Source organism: Streptomyces nigrescens, from assembly GCF_027626975.1.
Taxonomy (GTDB): Bacteria; Actinomycetota; Actinomycetes; order Streptomycetales; family Streptomycetaceae; genus Streptomyces; species Streptomyces nigrescens.
In genome coordinates, this window is record NZ_CP114203.1 from 2,771,384 (window position 1) to 2,788,283 (window position 16,900).

A 16,900-nucleotide genomic window follows, 5' to 3' on the forward strand; every position below is an offset into this window, starting at 1 on the left:
CTCAACCAGGCCATAACAGTTCGGCAGCATCGCACACCGTCCCGGTGCACGATTGGGGCGGAAACACACGTGACCGGCATCCTTGGGTGCGGCGAAGGTAAGTAACCTGGCATACGGCTGTCCACCGCCCCGGCCATCGAGCACGGGCGGTGGGGCGAGCACAACAGGTATTCGGAGGGGCGCCGCGACCATGGGGGAGCAGATCACCGACACACGCATGAGGAGACCAGTGATCACCGCGCGGGCCGCCGCAACCTTCGAGCCGGTCGGGCGCTCGGTCGCCACTGCCCGTGCATTCGTCCGCGACACCCTCCAGGGCTGGGGCTGCGCCGACATCGTCGACGACGCCGTCGTCCTGACGAGTGAGCTGGTCACCAACGCCGTGGTGCACGCCGGCACCGCCGCCGATGTGCTGTGTCTGCGCAACGACGGCGGAGTACGGATCTCCGTCGCCGACCGTTACCCCGAACGCGAGATTCCGCTCCAGAACGCCGGCCAGGTCGTCGTCCACCCTGACCGCGAGGGCGGCCGCGGCCTGCTGCTGTGCGGCGCGCTGGCCGCCCGCTGGGGCGTCGAGTACACCGCCGCACAAAAGCACGTGTGGTTCCAGCTCGACCTCCCCGAGCGCCCCGCCGGCACCCGCTCCGCAGGCCCCGCGCTGCCCGTGGACGCCCTCCCGGTCACCGACACCCGCGTCCGGGTCGCCGTGATCCAGATCGACCGCAGCGGCTGCATCAGCTTCTGGAACGAGGACGCCCAGGACCTCTTCGCCTACGACCCCGAGCAGGTCATCGGCAAACCGCTCACCGACTTCGCCGCCTGGCCGCACACCCCCGGCACCGGCACCGGCATCGCCGAGGCACTCCAGCTGTCCCGCTGGGAGGGCTCCTACGGCATAAGGGGCGCCGACGGCCGGGTCGTCCCCGTCTACGCCTCCCACCTGCGCGTCCGCGACGCCGACGGCGAGGCCTCCACGGTCTGCCTCCTGGTGCGCGACCACGAGCGCGCGATCCTGCAGAGCCCCCAGCGCACACCCGCCCCGGACGCCGCCTCCCAGGCCTCGCAGTCGGAGGGACGCCCCTCCGACCCGTTCGAGGTCTTCATCGGCTCCCCGGCCCCGGACGACCTCGACGGCCTGCTCCAGCGCACCGTCGAGCGCGCCCGCGACATGCTCGACGGCGACGCCGCCTACCTCCTCCTGGCCACCGACGACGAGACCGAGCTGGAGGTCCGTGCCTCCACGGGCCTGCCCTCCGCCCGCCAGCGGTTCGCCCGCGTCCCCGTCGAGGCCGGATCCGGACGCTACGGCTCCGCCCGGATGCCCGCCGTCCACGAGGACCTCACCGCCGTCCCCGGCGCCGTCCCCCTCCTCAGCGGCACGGGCATGCGCTCGGTCGTCACCGTCCCGCTGAAGGTCGAGGGCCGGCTGACCGGCTCCCTCGGCGTCGCCGCGGAGGGCGCCGGCCGCTACACCAACGAGGAAGCGCTACGGCTCCAGTTCGCCGCCGACCGCATCGCCCTCGCCGTCGAACGCGCCCGCCTGACCGAGCTGGAGAAGCTGCGCCGCGGCTCCCTCTCCTTCCTCGTCGAGGCCTCCGACCTCCTGGCCGGCACCCTCGACCGCGACCAGACCCTGGCCCTGATGGCGCAGATGACGGTCCCCACCCTCGCCACGTGGTGCGCCGTCTACACCGTCGCCGACCAGACCTCCGAACCCGAACTCTCCTACGTCCTGCACGAGGACGAGGACCGGATCGACGGCCTCAAGACCCTTCTGATGAAGGTCGATCCGCCCGAGCCGGTGCCCACCCCCGGCGCCCGGGTGTGGACCGCTCCCAGCGACGCCGCCCACGACGCCGCGCTGCGCACCTCGATGCGCAGCCTGGGCCTGGGCAACTCCGCCCGCCCGTCCACCGGTCCGGGCGCCACGCTCGCCACCGCCTCCGCCGTCGGCGGGGAGACCGTCGTGCTCCCCCTCGTCGCCCGCAACCGCGTCATCGGCATGCTCACCCTGGGCAAGCCCACCGAGGAACACTTCCGCCAGGAGATCCTGGAACTCGCCGAGGACCTCTCCCGCCGGGCCGCGCTCGCCCTCGACAACGCCCGCCTCTACTCCGAGCGCACGGCCATCAGCCAGTCCCTCCAGCGCAGTCTGCTGCCCCCCGAGCAGCCCGAGATCCCCGGTGTGGAGGTCGAGGTCATCTACCGCGCGGCCGGCGAGGGCAACGAGGTCGGAGGCGACTTCTACGACATCTTCCCGATCCGCGACGGCGTCTACGGCTTCGCCATCGGCGACGTCTGCGGTACGGGCCCGGAAGCCGCCGCCGTCACGGGCCTGGCCCGGCACGCGCTGCGGCTGCTCGCCCGCGAGGGCTTCGGCGGTCCCGCCGTCCTGGAGCGGCTGAACGCCGCCATCCTCGACGAGGGCGCCCGCAGCCGCTTCCTGACGCTCCTTTACGGCGAGCTCTGGCCGCAGAACGACGGCAGCGCCGTCCTCAAGGTCGTCTGCGCGGGCCACCCCCTTCCGCTCCGGCTGCGCCAGGACGGCACGGTCGAACCGGCCGCCGAACCCCAGCCGCTCCTCGGCGTCATGGACGACCTGGAGCTCTACGAACAGACCGTCACCCTCGACCCCGGCGACGTCCTGCTGTGCGTGACCGACGGCGTCACCGAACGCCGCGAGGGCACCCGCATGCTCGGCGACGACGGCCTCACCGACGTCCTGACGACCTGTACGGGACTGACCGCCGGTGCCGTCGCCACCCGCGTGCTGCGCGCCGTGGAACGCTTCGCCGCCGAACCGGCCTCCGACGACATGGCCATCCTCGCCATGCGCGTCCCCGAATTCCAGGCGGGCTGACCAGGGGGGCAGCGGCCCGTGTGAACCGGATCACAGCCCACTGGCCGCTCCCCCCAGCACCACCTGCGTCCTTGCGTACGGTGCAGGGCACCCTTGCCCGCACCGCACTGGAGTCACTCCCCACGGCCGCCCACGATACGGACCATGACTTCCACACCCGCCGGCTCGCCCGGCGACCTGCTCGCCGTCGTCAGCCAGACCGGTCCGACCGTCACCTTCTTCGACGCCGCCACCCACGAACGTCTTGAGGTGCTGCAACTCCCGCCGCAGCCGCACGAACTCTGCTTCGACCCGGACCACCGGCTGCTGTACTGCGCCAGCACCTACCGCTCCGGCTTCTACCACGCCCACGAAGGCCGGGCCCACCGGATCACCGTCATCGACGTCGACACCCGCACCATCGTCGACACCCTCGACACCAGCCCCGACCACGCCCCGCACGGCCTGGCCCTCGACCGCGCCCGCGGCCGCCTGTACGCCAGCGTCGAGGCCACCGACACCGAGCCCGGCGGCGTCCTGGTCATCGACACCCGCACCCACGCCCGCCTCGGCCGCATCTCCACCATGGCCCCCGGCCCGCACTGGTTCGCCATCACCCCCGACGGACGGTACGGCTACGCCACCAACAAGGAAGCCCCGTTCGTCTCCGTCGTCGACCTCGACCGCGGCGAGTGCACGGGCCGCATCCCCGTCCCCGGCAGCGAAGGCCTCACCATCGCCCCCGACGGCCGTCATGCCTATGTGGCGGCTCCCAAGGCCGACTTCGCCACCCCGTCCTCGGCGCCTACGGGCATCCACGTCATCGACACCGCCACCCACGAAATCATCCGCACCCTCCCCACCAAGGGACAGGTCATGCCGGTCCACGCCACGTCGACCGGTCTGCTCCTCGCGGGCGAACTGCGCCCGGACACCACCCCCGGCGGACCGCTCGGCGCCCAACTCCCCGGAGCCCTGACCGTCTTCGCCGCCGATACTCTCGCCCCCCTCGGTGAGGTCGAGGTCGGCCGGCTCCCCCTCACCATCACCTCCTCCCCCGACGGCCGCCTCGGCTATGTCTCCGGAAATGTCTCCGGCACCGTGACCGTCGTCGACCTCTCCACCCTGAGCCCGCTCGCCGCCCTGGAAGTCGACCGCACCGACATATCCGGCGCCCACGGCCTGGCCTATATCGAAGCCCCGCAAAACTGACGCGTACCGCGGCACCGCGTCCCGATACGACAAAGGCCCCCGCCACTTGGCGGGGGCCTTTCTCCTCTGGAGCCCCAATACGGAATCGAACCGTAGACCTTCTCCTTACCATGGAGACGCTCTGCCGACTGAGCTATTGGGGCGCGGCAGCGGAATAGATATTACCCCAACTCGGCGACAGGTTCGAACCGCCCGGGCACCGCTCACTAAAAAGCGGGCTGCAGCAATCCGCCCAGCGCGTTGCACGCACCGACCATCTTGTGCAGCTCCCGCCGCGACATCCCCGCGTGCACGGGCAGCGCCAGCGTCTCGTCCACCGCCCGCTCGGTCTGCGGCAGAAACACATCCCGTCGCAGCCCCGGCATCCGGTACACCGGCGCCAGCACGGGCACACTGCACGCCACGCCCTTGGCCCGCAACGTCCGCGCGAACGCGTCCCGGTCCGGCCGCCCGTTGCCCGGCACCCGCACCACGTACTGCTCGTAGGTGTGCCCCGCCGCCGGCGTCGGCGTCCGGACCCCGTTGAGCCTGCCGTCCAGATACGCCGCATGCGCCCGCCGCAGGTCCGCGCCCGCCGGGTCCGCTCCGGGCTCGTCCTCCACCAGCACCAGCAGTCCGTGCCGCTGGCCCACTTCACGGATCCAGCCGGCGTCCGCCCGCCGCCCGAAGCGGTTGACCGCCACGACGGCGGCGGTCTGAGTCGTCACCACGTCCGCCACCGCGGCCGGATCGAGGCAGTAGCTGTCGCCGTCCACATCGGCGAACACCGGCACCGCGCCCAACTCCACGACGGCCCGGGCCACTTCGGCGCTGCCATACGCCGGCACCACGACCTCATCACCCGCACGCACACCGGCCGACTTGAGCGTTCCTACTGTCCGCATACAGCGGATCCTGGTCAGCTGAGATGAACTTCGAGTTACGCCCATCACCCGGGGGGCAGAACAAAAAAGCTCCGGTCCCTGAACCAGAGGTTCAGGGACCGGAGCTGAATAATTGTTCGGCGGCGTCCTACTCTCCCACAGGGTCCCCCCTGCAGTACCATCGGCGCTGAAAGGCTTAGCTTCCGGGTTCGGAATGTAACCGGGCGTTTCCCTAACGCAATGACCACCGAAACACTATGAAGTTAACCAACCCGGCACAATCACAGGTCGTTACTTCAGAACCTACACAGTGGACGCGAGCAACTGAGGACAAGCCCTCGGCCTATTAGTACCAGTCAACTCCACCCGTTACCGGGCTTCCATATCTGGCCTATCAACCCAGTCGTCTACTGGGAGCCTTAACCCCTCAAAGGGGGTGGGAGTCCTCATCTCGAAGCAGGCTTCCCGCTTAGATGCTTTCAGCGGTTATCCTTTCCGAACGTAGCCAACCAGCCATGCCCTTGGCAGGACAACTGGCACACCAGAGGTTCGTCCGTCCCGGTCCTCTCGTACTAGGGACAGCCCTTCTCAAGACTCCTACGCGCACAGCGGATAGGGACCGAACTGTCTCACGACGTTCTAAACCCAGCTCGCGTACCGCTTTAATGGGCGAACAGCCCAACCCTTGGGACCGACTCCAGCCCCAGGATGCGACGAGCCGACATCGAGGTGCCAAACCATCCCGTCGATATGGACTCTTGGGGAAGATCAGCCTGTTATCCCCGGGGTACCTTTTATCCGTTGAGCGACGGCGCTTCCACAAGCCACCGCCGGATCACTAGTCCCTACTTTCGTACCTGCTCGACCCGTCAGTCTCACAGTCAAGCTCCCTTGTGCACTTACACTCAACACCTGATTGCCAACCAGGCTGAGGGAACCTTTGGGCGCCTCCGTTACTCTTTAGGAGGCAACCGCCCCAGTTAAACTACCCACCAGACACTGTCCCTGATCCGGATCACGGACCCAGGTTAGACATCCAGCACGACCAGAGTGGTATTTCAACAATGACTCCACAACCACTGGCGTGGCCGCTTCAAAGTCTCCCACCTATCCTACACAAGCCGAACCGAACACCAATATCAAGCTATAGTAAAGGTCCCGGGGTCTTTCCGTCCTGCTGCGCGAAACGAGCATCTTTACTCGTAATGCAATTTCACCGGGCCTATGGTTGAGACAGTCGAGAAGTCGTTACGCCATTCGTGCAGGTCGGAACTTACCCGACAAGGAATTTCGCTACCTTAGGATGGTTATAGTTACCACCGCCGTTTACTGGCGCTTAAGTTCTCAGCTTCGCCAACCCGAAAGTTGACTAACCGGTCCCCTTAACGTTCCAGCACCGGGCAGGCGTCAGTCCGTATACATCGCCTTACGGCTTCGCACGGACCTGTGTTTTTAGTAAACAGTCGCTTCTCGCTGGTCTCTGCGGCCACCACCAGCTCAGAGTGCAAGACTCATCACCAGCAATGGCCCCCCTTCTCCCGAAGTTACGGGGGCATTTTGCCGAGTTCCTTAACCATAGTTCACCCGAACGCCTCGGTATTCTCTACCTGACCACCTGAGTCGGTTTAGGGTACGGGCCGCCATGAAACTCGCTAGAGGCTTTTCTCGACAGCATAGGATCATCCACTTCACCACAATCGGCTCGGCATCAGGTCTCACCCTCAAGTCATCCGGATTTGCCTAGATGACGGGCTACACCCTTACCCCGGGACAACCACCGCCCGGGCTGGACTACCTTCCTGCGTCACCCCATCGCTTACCTACTACCACCTTGGATCGGCGGCTCCACCACGTCCCTTTGTCCGAAGACTCCAGGCCGGCTTCACGGCCTTAGCATTAATGGATTCGATATTGGGCGTTTCAAAGCGGGTACCGGAATATCAACCGGTTGTCCATCGACTACGCCTGTCGGCCTCGCCTTAGGTCCCGACTTACCCTGGGCAGATCAGCTTGACCCAGGAACCCTTAGTCAATCGGCGCACACGTTTCCCACGTGTGTATCGCTACTCATGCCTGCATTCTCACTCGTGAACCGTCCACAACTCGTTTCCACGGCTGCTTCACCCGGCACACGACGCTCCCCTACCCATCACAGCGGGCGTTGACCCTCATGCTGCAATGACACGACTTCGGCGGTGTGCTTGAGCCCCGCTACATTGTCGGCGCGGAATCACTTGACCAGTGAGCTATTACGCACTCTTTCAAGGATGGCTGCTTCTAAGCCAACCTCCTGGTTGTCTCTGCGACTCCACATCCTTTCCCACTTAGCACACGCTTAGGGGCCTTAGTCGATGCTCTGGGCTGTTTCCCTCTCGACCATGGAGCTTATCCCCCACAGTCTCACTGCCGCGCTCTCACTTACCGGCATTCGGAGTTTGGCTAAGGTCAGTAACCCGGTAGGGCCCATCGCCTATCCAGTGCTCTACCTCCGGCAAGAAACACACGACGCTGCACCTAAATGCATTTCGGGGAGAACCAGCTATCACGGAGTTTGATTGGCCTTTCACCCCTAACCACAGGTCATCCCCCAGGTTTTCAACCCTGGTGGGTTCGGTCCTCCACGAAGTCTTACCTCCGCTTCAACCTGCCCATGGCTAGATCACTCCGCTTCGGGTCTTGGGCACGCTACTCAACGCCCTATTCGGACTCGCTTTCGCTACGGCTTCCCCACACGGGTTAACCTCGCAACATACCGCAAACTCGCAGGCTCATTCTTCAAAAGGCACGCAGTCACGACGCAGAGACAAGTCTCTGCGCGACGCTCCCACGGCTTGTAGGCACACGGTTTCAGGTACTATTTCACTCCGCTCCCGCGGTACTTTTCACCATTCCCTCACGGTACTATCCGCTATCGGTCACCAGGGAATATTTAGGCTTAACGGGTGGTCCCGCTAGATTCACACGGGATTTCTCGGGCCCCGTGCTACTTGGGTGGTTCTCAAGCAAGCCGTTGATGTTTCAGCTACGGGGGTCTTACCCTCTACGCCGGACCTTTCGCATGTCCTTCGCCTACACCAACGGTTTCTGACTTGCCTCACAGCCGGCAGACTGCAAAAGAGAACTCCCACAACCCCAACCACGCAACCCCTGCCGGGTATCACACGTGACTGGTTTGGCCTCATCCGGTTTCGCTCGCCACTACTCCCGGAATCACGGTTGTTTTCTCTTCCTGCGGGTACTGAGATGTTTCACTTCCCCGCGTTCCCTCCACACTGCCTATGTGTTCAGCAGCGGGTGACAGCCCATGACGACTGCCGGGTTTCCCCATTCGGACACCCCCGGATCAAAGCTCGGTTGACAGCTCCCCGGGGCCTATCGTGGCCTCCCACGTCCTTCATCGGTTCCTGGTGCCAAGGCATCCACCGTGCGCCCTTAAAAACTTGGCCACAGATGCTCGCGTCCACTGTGCAGTTCTCAAGCAACGACCAGCCACCCACCACCCCAACCCGAAGGCTGAGTTCACTGAGGCCGGCATCGCGAAGGTCCAGACTCAGTCCGTACCCTCAGATACCCAACAGCGCGCCCGACCCACTCCATCAATCCCCACGTTCCACGCCGAAGCAGTACTAGTGACAACCAATCAAGTGCGCCGAATAGTCAACGTTCCACCCATGAGCTAACCACCGTCGAACATTTGCCGACGTAGTGGCTCTGGATCTCTTGCGAGATCTAGATGCTCCTTAGAAAGGAGGTGATCCAGCCGCACCTTCCGGTACGGCTACCTTGTTACGACTTCGTCCCAATCGCCAGTCCCACCTTCGACGATTCCCTCCCACAAGGGGTTGGGCCACCGGCTTCGGGTGTTACCGACTTTCGTGACGTGACGGGCGGTGTGTACAAGGCCCGGGAACGTATTCACCGCAGCAATGCTGATCTGCGATTACTAGCAACTCCGACTTCATGGGGTCGAGTTGCAGACCCCAATCCGAACTGAGACCGGCTTTTTGAGATTCGCTCCACCTCGCGGTATCGCAGCTCATTGTACCGGCCATTGTAGCACGTGTGCAGCCCAAGACATAAGGGGCATGATGACTTGACGTCGTCCCCACCTTCCTCCGAGTTGACCCCGGCAGTCTCCTGTGAGTCCCCATCACCCCGAAGGGCATGCTGGCAACACAGAACAAGGGTTGCGCTCGTTGCGGGACTTAACCCAACATCTCACGACACGAGCTGACGACAGCCATGCACCACCTGTACACCGACCACAAGGGGGACCCTGTCTCCAGGGTTTTCCGGTGTATGTCAAGCCTTGGTAAGGTTCTTCGCGTTGCGTCGAATTAAGCCACATGCTCCGCTGCTTGTGCGGGCCCCCGTCAATTCCTTTGAGTTTTAGCCTTGCGGCCGTACTCCCCAGGCGGGGAACTTAATGCGTTAGCTGCGGCACGGACGACGTGGAATGTCGCCCACACCTAGTTCCCAACGTTTACGGCGTGGACTACCAGGGTATCTAATCCTGTTCGCTCCCCACGCTTTCGCTCCTCAGCGTCAGTATCGGCCCAGAGATCCGCCTTCGCCACCGGTGTTCCTCCTGATATCTGCGCATTTCACCGCTACACCAGGAATTCCGATCTCCCCTACCGAACTCTAGCCTGCCCGTATCGAATGCAGACCCGGGGTTAAGCCCCGGGCTTTCACATCCGACGTGACAAGCCGCCTACGAGCTCTTTACGCCCAATAATTCCGGACAACGCTTGCGCCCTACGTATTACCGCGGCTGCTGGCACGTAGTTAGCCGGCGCTTCTTCTGCAGGTACCGTCACTCTCGCTTCTTCCCTGCTGAAAGAGGTTTACAACCCGAAGGCCGTCATCCCTCACGCGGCGTCGCTGCATCAGGCTTTCGCCCATTGTGCAATATTCCCCACTGCTGCCTCCCGTAGGAGTCTGGGCCGTGTCTCAGTCCCAGTGTGGCCGGTCGCCCTCTCAGGCCGGCTACCCGTCGTCGCCTTGGTAGGCCATCACCCCACCAACAAGCTGATAGGCCGCGGGCTCATCCTTCACCGCCGGAGCTTTCCACCACCAGACCATGCGGTCGGTAGTCGTATCCGGTATTAGACCCCGTTTCCAGGGCTTGTCCCAGAGTGAAGGGCAGATTGCCCACGTGTTACTCACCCGTTCGCCACTAATCCCCTCCCGAAGGAGGTTCATCGTTCGACTTGCATGTGTTAAGCACGCCGCCAGCGTTCGTCCTGAGCCAGGATCAAACTCTCCGTGAATGTTTACCCGTAATCGGGTCAACACACACGAGAGCGGAACGAGCGGGCGGAATAAGCCCTCTCGTTCACAGCGTCCTCGCTGTGTGTGCCACCCCGACCGCTTGGGCCGTGGTGGGCTTTTCAAAGGAACCTCATCCTCCGGAGTGTTTCCGGTGGACGGGGTATCAACATATCTGGCGTTGACTTTTGGCACGCTGTTGAGTTCTCAAGGAACGGACGCTTCCTTTGTGCCTGTTTCACCAGGCTCTCCGGGCGCTTCCCTTCGGTCTTGCGTTTCCGACTCTATCAGATCCTTGCGGGCCCGATTTTCGCCGGTGCGTTTCCGCCTTTCGGCTTCTTCGCGTTTCCGACTCTACCAGATCCGATTTCGTTCCGTTTCCGGCCCGAATTCGTTCCGATTTTCCGTCGGAGGGGGGTGCCTTTCGGCTGATCCGACTTTATCAGATTGCTCTGGGTCGGAATTCCGCCCGGCCTTCCCGGGGCGCTCCGTACGCACGGCGTGCGGCGCTTCCCGTTCAGGCGGAGCCGTAAACGTACTGGAGCGGGGCGCCCGGATGCAAATCCGGGCGCCCCGCTCCTACTTGAGTACGTTCGTACGACTCTGTGCGTCAGACCTCGATGACCACGGGGAGGATCATCGGGCGGCGGCGGTAGTTGTCCGACACCCACTTGCCGACGGTGCGGCGGACCAGCTGCTGGAGCTGGTGGGGCTCCGTGATGCCGTCCTGGGCCGACTTGGCCAGGGCCTCGTCGATCTTGGGGATCACGCCGGAGAAGGCGCCGTCGTCGATGCCCGAGCCACGGGCGTGGATGTCCGGGCCGCCGACGATCTTGCCGGTGGTGCTGTCCACGACCACATAGACCGAGATGATGCCCTCGTCGCCGAGGATGCGGCGGTCCTTGAGGTGGGCCTCGGTGACATCGCCGACCGAGAGGCCGTCGACATAGACATAGCCGGCCTGGACCTTGCCGACGATCTTGGCGACGCCGTCGACCAGGTCGACCACCACGCCGTCCTCGGCGATGACGATCCGGTCCTTCCGTACGCCGGTCAGGGCGCCCAGCTCGGCGTTGGCCCGCAGATGGCGCCATTCGCCGTGCACCGGCATGAGGTTCTTCGGCTTGCAGATGTTGTAGAAGTACAGCAGCTCGCCGGCCGAGGCGTGGCCCGAGACATGGACCTTGGCGTTGCCCTTGTGGACCACGTCCGCGCCCCATCGGGTGAGGCCGTTGATCACGCGGTAGACCGCGTTCTCGTTGCCCGGGATGAGGGACGAGGCCAGGATCACCGTGTCGCCCTGGACGATCCTGATCTGGTGATCGCGGTTGGCCATCCGGGAGAGGGCGGCCATCGGCTCGCCCTGGGAACCCGTGCAGACCAGCACGACCTCGTCGTCGGGAAGATCGTCGAGCGCCTTGACGTCGACGACCAGGCCGGCGGGGACCTTCAGATAGCCCAGCTCGCGGGCGATGCCCATGTTGCGGACCATCGAGCGGCCGACGAAGGCGACCCGGCGGCCGTACTCATGGGCGGCATCGAGGATCTGCTGGATGCGGTGCACATGGCTGGCGAAGCTGGCGACGATGATGCGCTTCTGGGCGTTGGCGAACACCGTGCGCAGGACGTTGGAGATGTCCCGCTCGGGCGGGACGAAGCCCGGGACCTCGGCGTTCGTGGAGTCGGAGAGCAGAAGGTCGATGCCTTCCTCGCCGAGTCGCGCGAAGGCGGGGAGGTCGGTCAGACGGCGGTCCAGCGGGAGCTGGTCCATCTTGAAGTCGCCGGTGTGCACGACCATGCCCGCGGGGGTGCGGATCGCGACGGCCAGGGCGTCGGGGATCGAGTGGTTGACCGCGACGAACTCGCAGTCGAACGAGCCGATCCTCTCGGTGTGCCCCTCCTTCACCTCAAGGGTGTAGGGGCGGATGCGGTGCTCCTGAAGCTTGGCCTCGATCAGGGCGAGGGTCAGCTTCGAGCCGATGAGGGGGATGTCCGGCTTCTCGCGCAGGAGGTAGGGGACAGCACCGATGTGGTCCTCGTGGCCGTGCGTGAGCACGATGCCGTCGATGTCGTCGAGGCGGTCCCTGATGGACGTGAAGTCCGGAAGGATCAGGTCGATTCCGGGCTGCTCCTCCTCGGGGAAGAGCACTCCGCAGTCGACGATCAGCAGCCGGCCGTCGAATTCGAAGACCGTCATGTTGCGGCCGATTTCACCCAGGCCGCCGAGGGGGGTGACGCGCAGGCCACCCTTGGGAAGCTTCGGCGGAGCGCCGAGCTCAGGATGCGGATGACTCAAAAGACTCTCCTCACCACACGCGCCACGCTGCCGTCGAGGGCACGTGGCGCGCATGACATTCGTGCACTTGCTGTAGGGCGATTGTTGGTCCGTATTCAGTTATGAAGTCTGTGATCAGAGCTGTACCCCGCCGGCGGCGAGATCGCGCGTCAGCTGCTCGGTCTCCTCGGGGGAGAGCTCGACGAGCGGCAGCCGCAGCGGGCCGGCGGGCAGACCCTGGAGGCCGAGCGCGGCCTTGGTCGTGATGACGCCCTGGGTCCGGAACATGCCGGTGAAGACGGGCAGCAGCTTCTGGTGGATCTCGGTGGCCTTGGTGACATCGCCATTGAGATGGGCGTCCAGGAGCGCGCGCAGCTCGGGGGTCACGATATGGCCGACCACGGAGACGAAGCCGACGGCCCCGACCGAGAGCAGCGGGAGGTTCAGCATGTCGTCGCCGCTGTACCAGGCCAGGCTGGAGCGGGCGATCGCCCAGCTGGCGCGGCCGAGGTCGCCCTTGGCGTCCTTGTTGGCGACGATCCGGGGGTGCTCGGCGAGCCGGACGATGGTCTCGGTGTTGATCGGGACACCGCTGCGGCCCGGGATGTCGTAGAGCATCACCGGCAGCTCGGTGGCGTCCGCGATGGCCGTGAAGTGGCGGAGCAGGCCCTCCTGCGGGGGCTTGCTGTAATACGGGGTCACCGCGAGCAGGCCATGGGCGCCGGCGTCCTGGGCGGCGCGGGCGAGCTCAAGGCTGTGGTGGGTGTCGTTGGTGCCGGCTCCGGCAACGACAAAGGCGCGATCGCCGACCGCATCGACCACCGCGCGGACCAGCTGCGCTTTCTCCGCATCGCTGGTGGTCGGGGACTCTCCGGTGGTGCCGTTGACGACGAGGCCGTCATTGCCGGCGTCCACCAGATGGGCGGCGAGCCGCTGCGCGCCGTCGAGATCGAGAGCGCCATCCGCCGTGAACGGCGTGACCATGGCGGTCAGCACCCGCCCGAAGGGGGTCTGCGGTGTGGAAGTCGGAGCCATGGGTCCCACGCTACTCGTAGCTCACCGCGGGATGCGCCTCTGGGGAGCCGGGATGTGGACACCGGCACTGCCTGCTCGGGGGTTCAAGCAGTGCCGGGTCCGTCTGTTCAGCGTAGATGAACTTCTCAAAATGCCGCAATCCGGACACTTCGCACGTCTGTCCTGCGCGCTCCGTCATCCGGCCCGCAACCTGGGCCTTACGGAGCGATCCGGCCATTCGCATTGAATGCGCCGTACGTGAGCGGCATGAGCTTGGCCCAGTGGGCCTCCATCTGCTCGCCGACCATCTCGATCTCCCGCTGAGGGAAGGAGGGCACCTTCGCCTGCTCGTGCTGCGTGCGCAGACCCAGGAAGTGCATCAGGGAGCGGGCATTGCAGGTCGCGTACATGGAGGAGAACAGGCCAACGGGGAGCACCGCGCGGGCGACCTCGCGGGCGACGCCGGCAGCGAGCATCTCCTGGTACGCCTCGTAGGCCTGGCGGTAGGAATCCTCCATGACGCGGCCGGTGAGCTCCTGCTGCGCCGGGGTGCCCTCGACGAATTCGTACTTGCCGGGGCGGCCCTGCTGGACGAGCTTGCGGTCCTGGCCGGGGACGTAGAAGACCGGATCCAGGCGGCGGTAGCGGCCGGACTCCTCGTTGTACGACCAGCCGACGCGGTGCCGCATGAACTCGCGGAAGACGAAGATCGGCGCGCTGATGAAGAACGTCATGGAGTTGTGCTCGAAGGGGCTGCCGTGCCGGTCCCGCATGAGGTAGTTGATCAACCCCTTGGAGCGCTCCGGGTCCTTCTGGAGCTCCTCCAGGGACTGCTCGCCGGCCGTGGAGACACGGGCCGCCCAGAGCACGTCGCTGTCCGCGGCGCTGTGCTTGACCAGCTCGACCGTCACCTCGCTCCGGAAGCTGACGGCTGCACTGTCGGGGCTCTCAGTGCTCTCGGCAGGGGTCTGGGACACCGGCGGTTCCTTCCATTCGTTCCTCGTGCGCGCCCAGCCTACGACCCGCCGGTGACAGTCCGGGAAATGCGACGTGATGCCGCGTTAGCCGCAAAACGGGCGGCTCTGTAGCAGCCTGCGGAGCGGCAGTTGATATTTTTCACAGAAGTCCCTGAAAACGGGCACCAACCGGACGCCGCAGACGTCTAACCCTGTGACAGTGCCCACCTCGAGGTTCCTAGGAGAGCCCGCTCATGTTCCGCCGGCGAGAGCCCGTCCCGTTCGCCTTCGTTGCCGAGGCAGACCGGTTCCGCAGCAATGTCACTCCCCCGCCGCGCCAGCGCGCTTCCCGCGCGCAGCTCCTCGGCCAGTCTCTCATCACGCTGACAGTCGTGGGCGGCCTGGCCGGCGCCCTGCTGTTCGGCCTTCCTGCCCTGCAGCAGGACAGTTCCGGTCCGAGCCGGGTGCATCAGTCCGAGGCGCATCGCTGAACGGGCGGGCGGGGCGTGCCGCAAAGTGGTTCCGCTCCGCCGGTCCCGATAACCTCACCGGTCACAGCTTCCGTCAGCGTGCCCATGAGTGAGGATCAGCCGTGCCCCTGCCCTTTCTGACGGCCGACCGCGACCTCGACCTCGACACCGGTGCCGCGGATACCGCCGCACTCCCGCATGACGAGCCCGACCACTGGCGCCGTCCCTACCGCCCCGGACCGTGGCGCGTAGGGGCGGCGGCGGTGCTTTTGCTGCTCGCCTCGTTCGTCCTGATCTCCGCGATGATCATCGCGATGGCCGGCTCGCTGCCCGGCGCCGCGGCCTGTGCGGTGGTGGGGGCACTGATGATCGCCCTCGCGCTACGGCTGCTGCGCGTCGGTCTGTGGGTCAGCTCGCACGGTCTGCGCCAGGTGAACCTGCTGCGTACGGCGACCGAGCCGTGGAGCGCCATCGGCTCCGTCCGTACCCGCCAGCAGCCGGTGCGCTGGCTGGGGCTGCCGCGGACGGTGCAGGGCCAGGCCCTGATCATCGAGCGGTCCCAGGGTGAGCCGCTGCGGACCCTGATCACGGACCACAACGGCGACTTCCTGTCCCGTCCGGAGGCCTTCGAGCGGGCCGCGGACGTACTGGAGGCATGGGCGGCGGAGTACCGCGCCTGAGTTCCGGGCCCGCATCCGCCCCGGGCGCCGCCGCGCCTACGGATCAGGATCCGGCCGGCCCTGATCCGTAGGACGGCCTAGGCGGCCGGTACGGGCTTGTTGTCGTGCAGGGCGATGGCGCGCTGCATCGCCTTACGGGCGCGCGGGGTGTCCCGGGCGTCGTGGTAGGCGACCGCGAGCCGGAACCACGTACGCCAGTCGCCGGGGGCTTCCTCCGTCTCGGCCTGCCGCCGGGCGAAGGCCTCGTCGGCCGCGTCCCGGTCGATCCGGCCGCCGGGGGTGCGCCGCAGCTCGTCGGCGGGCAGTCCGCCCTCGGCCTCCAGCGCCCGGGACAGCCGGTGGGCGTCGCGGGCGAAGCGGGTGTTGTGCCAGAGGAACCAGCCGCCGACGCACGGCAGCAGGAAGGCCACCGCTCCCATGCCCATGGCTGCCGGCTCACCGGTCAGCAGCAGGAGTACGCCCTCCAGCGCCACCACGCCGAACACCAGGACCAGCACGGTGGCGAGGAAGAAGTACGTGATCTTTCCGCCCATACCCGTCAGCCCAGGTCGAGGAAGTTTTCCAGGCCCACGGTCAGGCCCGGAGTGTTCACCACCCGGCGCACACCGAGCAGGATGCCCGGCATGAAGCTGCTGTGGTGGAGGGAGTCATGGCGGATGGTGAGGGTCTCGCCCTCCCCGCCGAAGAGCACCTCCTGGTGGGCCAGCAGACCGCGCAGCCGTACGGAGTGCACGGGGACGCCGTCCACGTCCGCGCCGCGGGCGCCGTCCAGCGCGGTGCTGGTGGCGTCCGGCTGCGGGGCGCAGCCGGCCTCCTCACGGGCCTTGGCGATCAGCTGGGCGGTGCGGGCGGCGGTGCCGGACGGGGCGTCCGCCTTCTTCGGGTGGTGCAGCTCGACGACCTCGACCGACTCGAAGAAGCGGGCCGCCTGCTGGGCGAACTGCATGGTCAGCACCGCGCCGATGGAGAAGTTCGGGGCGATGAGGACGCCCGCGCCGGGCGAGGCGGCGAGCGAGGTGCGCAGCTGCGCGAGGCGCTCATCGGTCCACCCGGTCGTGCCGACCACCGCGTGAATACCGTGACGCACACAGAAGTCGAGGTTGCCCATCACCGCGCCGGGGTTGGTCAGCTCGACCACGACCTGGGCACCGGCCTCGACCAGCGTCTCCAGCTTGTCGCCCCGGCCCAGCCCGGCGACCATCTCCATGTCCTCGGCGGACTCGACGGCCCGTACGGCCTCGGAGCCGATGCGCCCCTGGGCTCCCAGTACGGCCACGCGCAGCTTGCTCATCGTTTCCCGTCTCTCTCTTGGTGGTATCG

Annotated in this window: 10 protein-coding genes, 1 tRNA gene and 3 rRNA genes; 4 read left to right on the plus strand and 10 right to left on the minus strand. The window is 65.9% G+C overall.

Features of this window, described 5'->3' with window-relative positions; all coding sequences use genetic code 11:
* Window positions 1-190: 190 nt before the first annotated feature.
* Entirely contained in the window at window positions 191-2,860 is a 2,670-nt protein-coding gene (locus STRNI_RS12510; protein WP_202466543.1) for a SpoIIE family protein phosphatase, read from the plus strand.
* Window positions 2,861-3,004: 144 nt separating this feature from the next.
* Window positions 3,005-4,051, plus strand: a complete 1,047-nt coding sequence (locus STRNI_RS12515) for a YncE family protein (RefSeq protein ID WP_277411279.1) — start codon at window positions 3,005-3,007, stop codon at window positions 4,049-4,051.
* Between the two features lie 67 nt (window positions 4,052-4,118).
* On the opposite strand, the gene STRNI_RS12520 is transcribed toward STRNI_RS12515, so the two are convergent.
* From STRNI_RS12520 to thyX, 8 genes are all read right to left on the minus strand, one after another.
* A tRNA-Thr gene (locus tag STRNI_RS12520) sits at window positions 4,119-4,194 on the minus strand.
* A 63-nt stretch (window positions 4,195-4,257) separates the two neighbouring features.
* Window positions 4,258-4,935, minus strand: a complete 678-nt coding sequence (locus STRNI_RS12525; protein ID WP_093641463.1) for a DegT/DnrJ/EryC1/StrS family aminotransferase — start codon at window positions 4,933-4,935, stop codon at window positions 4,258-4,260.
* A 114-nt stretch (window positions 4,936-5,049) separates the two neighbouring features.
* Window positions 5,050-5,166 (minus strand): 5S ribosomal RNA (rrf, locus tag STRNI_RS12530).
* A gap of 74 nt (window positions 5,167-5,240) precedes the next feature.
* Window positions 5,241-8,360, minus strand: a 23S ribosomal RNA gene (locus tag STRNI_RS12535).
* Between the two features lie 298 nt (window positions 8,361-8,658).
* Window positions 8,659-10,187: ribosomal RNA gene (locus STRNI_RS12540) — 16S ribosomal RNA — on the minus strand.
* The 16S, 23S and 5S rRNA genes sit together here, the layout of an rRNA operon.
* A gap of 608 nt (window positions 10,188-10,795) precedes the next feature.
* Window positions 10,796-12,481, minus strand: a complete 1,686-nt coding sequence (locus STRNI_RS12545) for a ribonuclease J (protein WP_018093345.1) — start codon at window positions 12,479-12,481, stop codon at window positions 10,796-10,798.
* 114 nt (window positions 12,482-12,595) lie between these two features.
* Window positions 12,596-13,495: a 4-hydroxy-tetrahydrodipicolinate synthase gene (dapA, locus tag STRNI_RS12550; protein ID WP_018093346.1), complete on the minus strand. Its 900-nt coding sequence runs from the start codon at window positions 13,493-13,495 to the stop codon at window positions 12,596-12,598.
* Window positions 13,496-13,692: 197 nt separating this feature from the next.
* Window positions 13,693-14,451, minus strand: coding sequence for an FAD-dependent thymidylate synthase (gene thyX, locus STRNI_RS12555; protein ID WP_018093347.1), 759 nt, complete (start codon window positions 14,449-14,451; stop codon window positions 13,693-13,695).
* 233 nt (window positions 14,452-14,684) lie between these two features.
* On the opposite strand from thyX, the gene STRNI_RS12560 reads away from it, so the two are divergent.
* Both STRNI_RS12560 and STRNI_RS12565 read left to right on the plus strand, forming a co-directional pair.
* A complete protein-coding gene (locus tag STRNI_RS12560; RefSeq protein WP_018093348.1) occupies window positions 14,685-14,921 on the plus strand; it encodes a hypothetical protein in 237 nt (78 codons plus the stop codon).
* 101 nt (window positions 14,922-15,022) lie between these two features.
* Window positions 15,023-15,580, plus strand: coding sequence for a PH domain-containing protein (locus STRNI_RS12565; protein WP_159485884.1), 558 nt, complete (start codon window positions 15,023-15,025; stop codon window positions 15,578-15,580).
* 77 nt (window positions 15,581-15,657) lie between these two features.
* Here the strand turns inward: STRNI_RS12565 and STRNI_RS12570 are convergent, their stop codons facing one another.
* Window positions 15,658-16,113 (minus strand): tetratricopeptide repeat protein, encoded by a 456-nt coding sequence (locus tag STRNI_RS12570; protein WP_274738429.1) that lies wholly within the window; start codon window positions 16,111-16,113, stop codon window positions 15,658-15,660.
* A gap of 5 nt (window positions 16,114-16,118) precedes the next feature.
* Window positions 16,119-16,871, minus strand: coding sequence for a 4-hydroxy-tetrahydrodipicolinate reductase (dapB, locus tag STRNI_RS12575; protein WP_018093351.1), 753 nt, complete (start codon window positions 16,869-16,871; stop codon window positions 16,119-16,121).
* Between the last annotated feature and the right edge of the window lie 29 nt (window positions 16,872-16,900).

What these genes read in the sequence shown, in the direction of transcription:
- STRNI_RS12510 (WP_202466543.1), top strand. Translation starts at nt 191, where the DNA reads ATGGGGGAGCAGATCACCGACACACGCATGAGGAGACCAGTGATCACC.
- STRNI_RS12515 (WP_277411279.1), top strand. Translation starts at nt 3,005, where the DNA reads ATGACTTCCACACCCGCCGGCTCGCCCGGCGACCTGCTCGCCGTCGTC.
- STRNI_RS12525 (WP_093641463.1), bottom strand. Translation starts at nt 4,935, where the DNA reads ATGCGGACAGTAGGAACGCTCAAGTCGGCCGGTGTGCGTGCGGGTGAT.
- dapA (WP_018093346.1), bottom strand. Translation starts at nt 13,495, where the DNA reads ATGGCTCCGACTTCCACACCGCAGACCCCCTTCGGGCGGGTGCTGACC.
- STRNI_RS12560 (WP_018093348.1), top strand. Translation starts at nt 14,685, where the DNA reads ATGTTCCGCCGGCGAGAGCCCGTCCCGTTCGCCTTCGTTGCCGAGGCA.
- STRNI_RS12570 (WP_274738429.1), bottom strand. Translation starts at nt 16,113, where the DNA reads ATGGGCGGAAAGATCACGTACTTCTTCCTCGCCACCGTGCTGGTCCTG.
- dapB (WP_018093351.1), bottom strand. Translation starts at nt 16,871, where the DNA reads ATGAGCAAGCTGCGCGTGGCCGTACTGGGAGCCCAGGGGCGCATCGGC.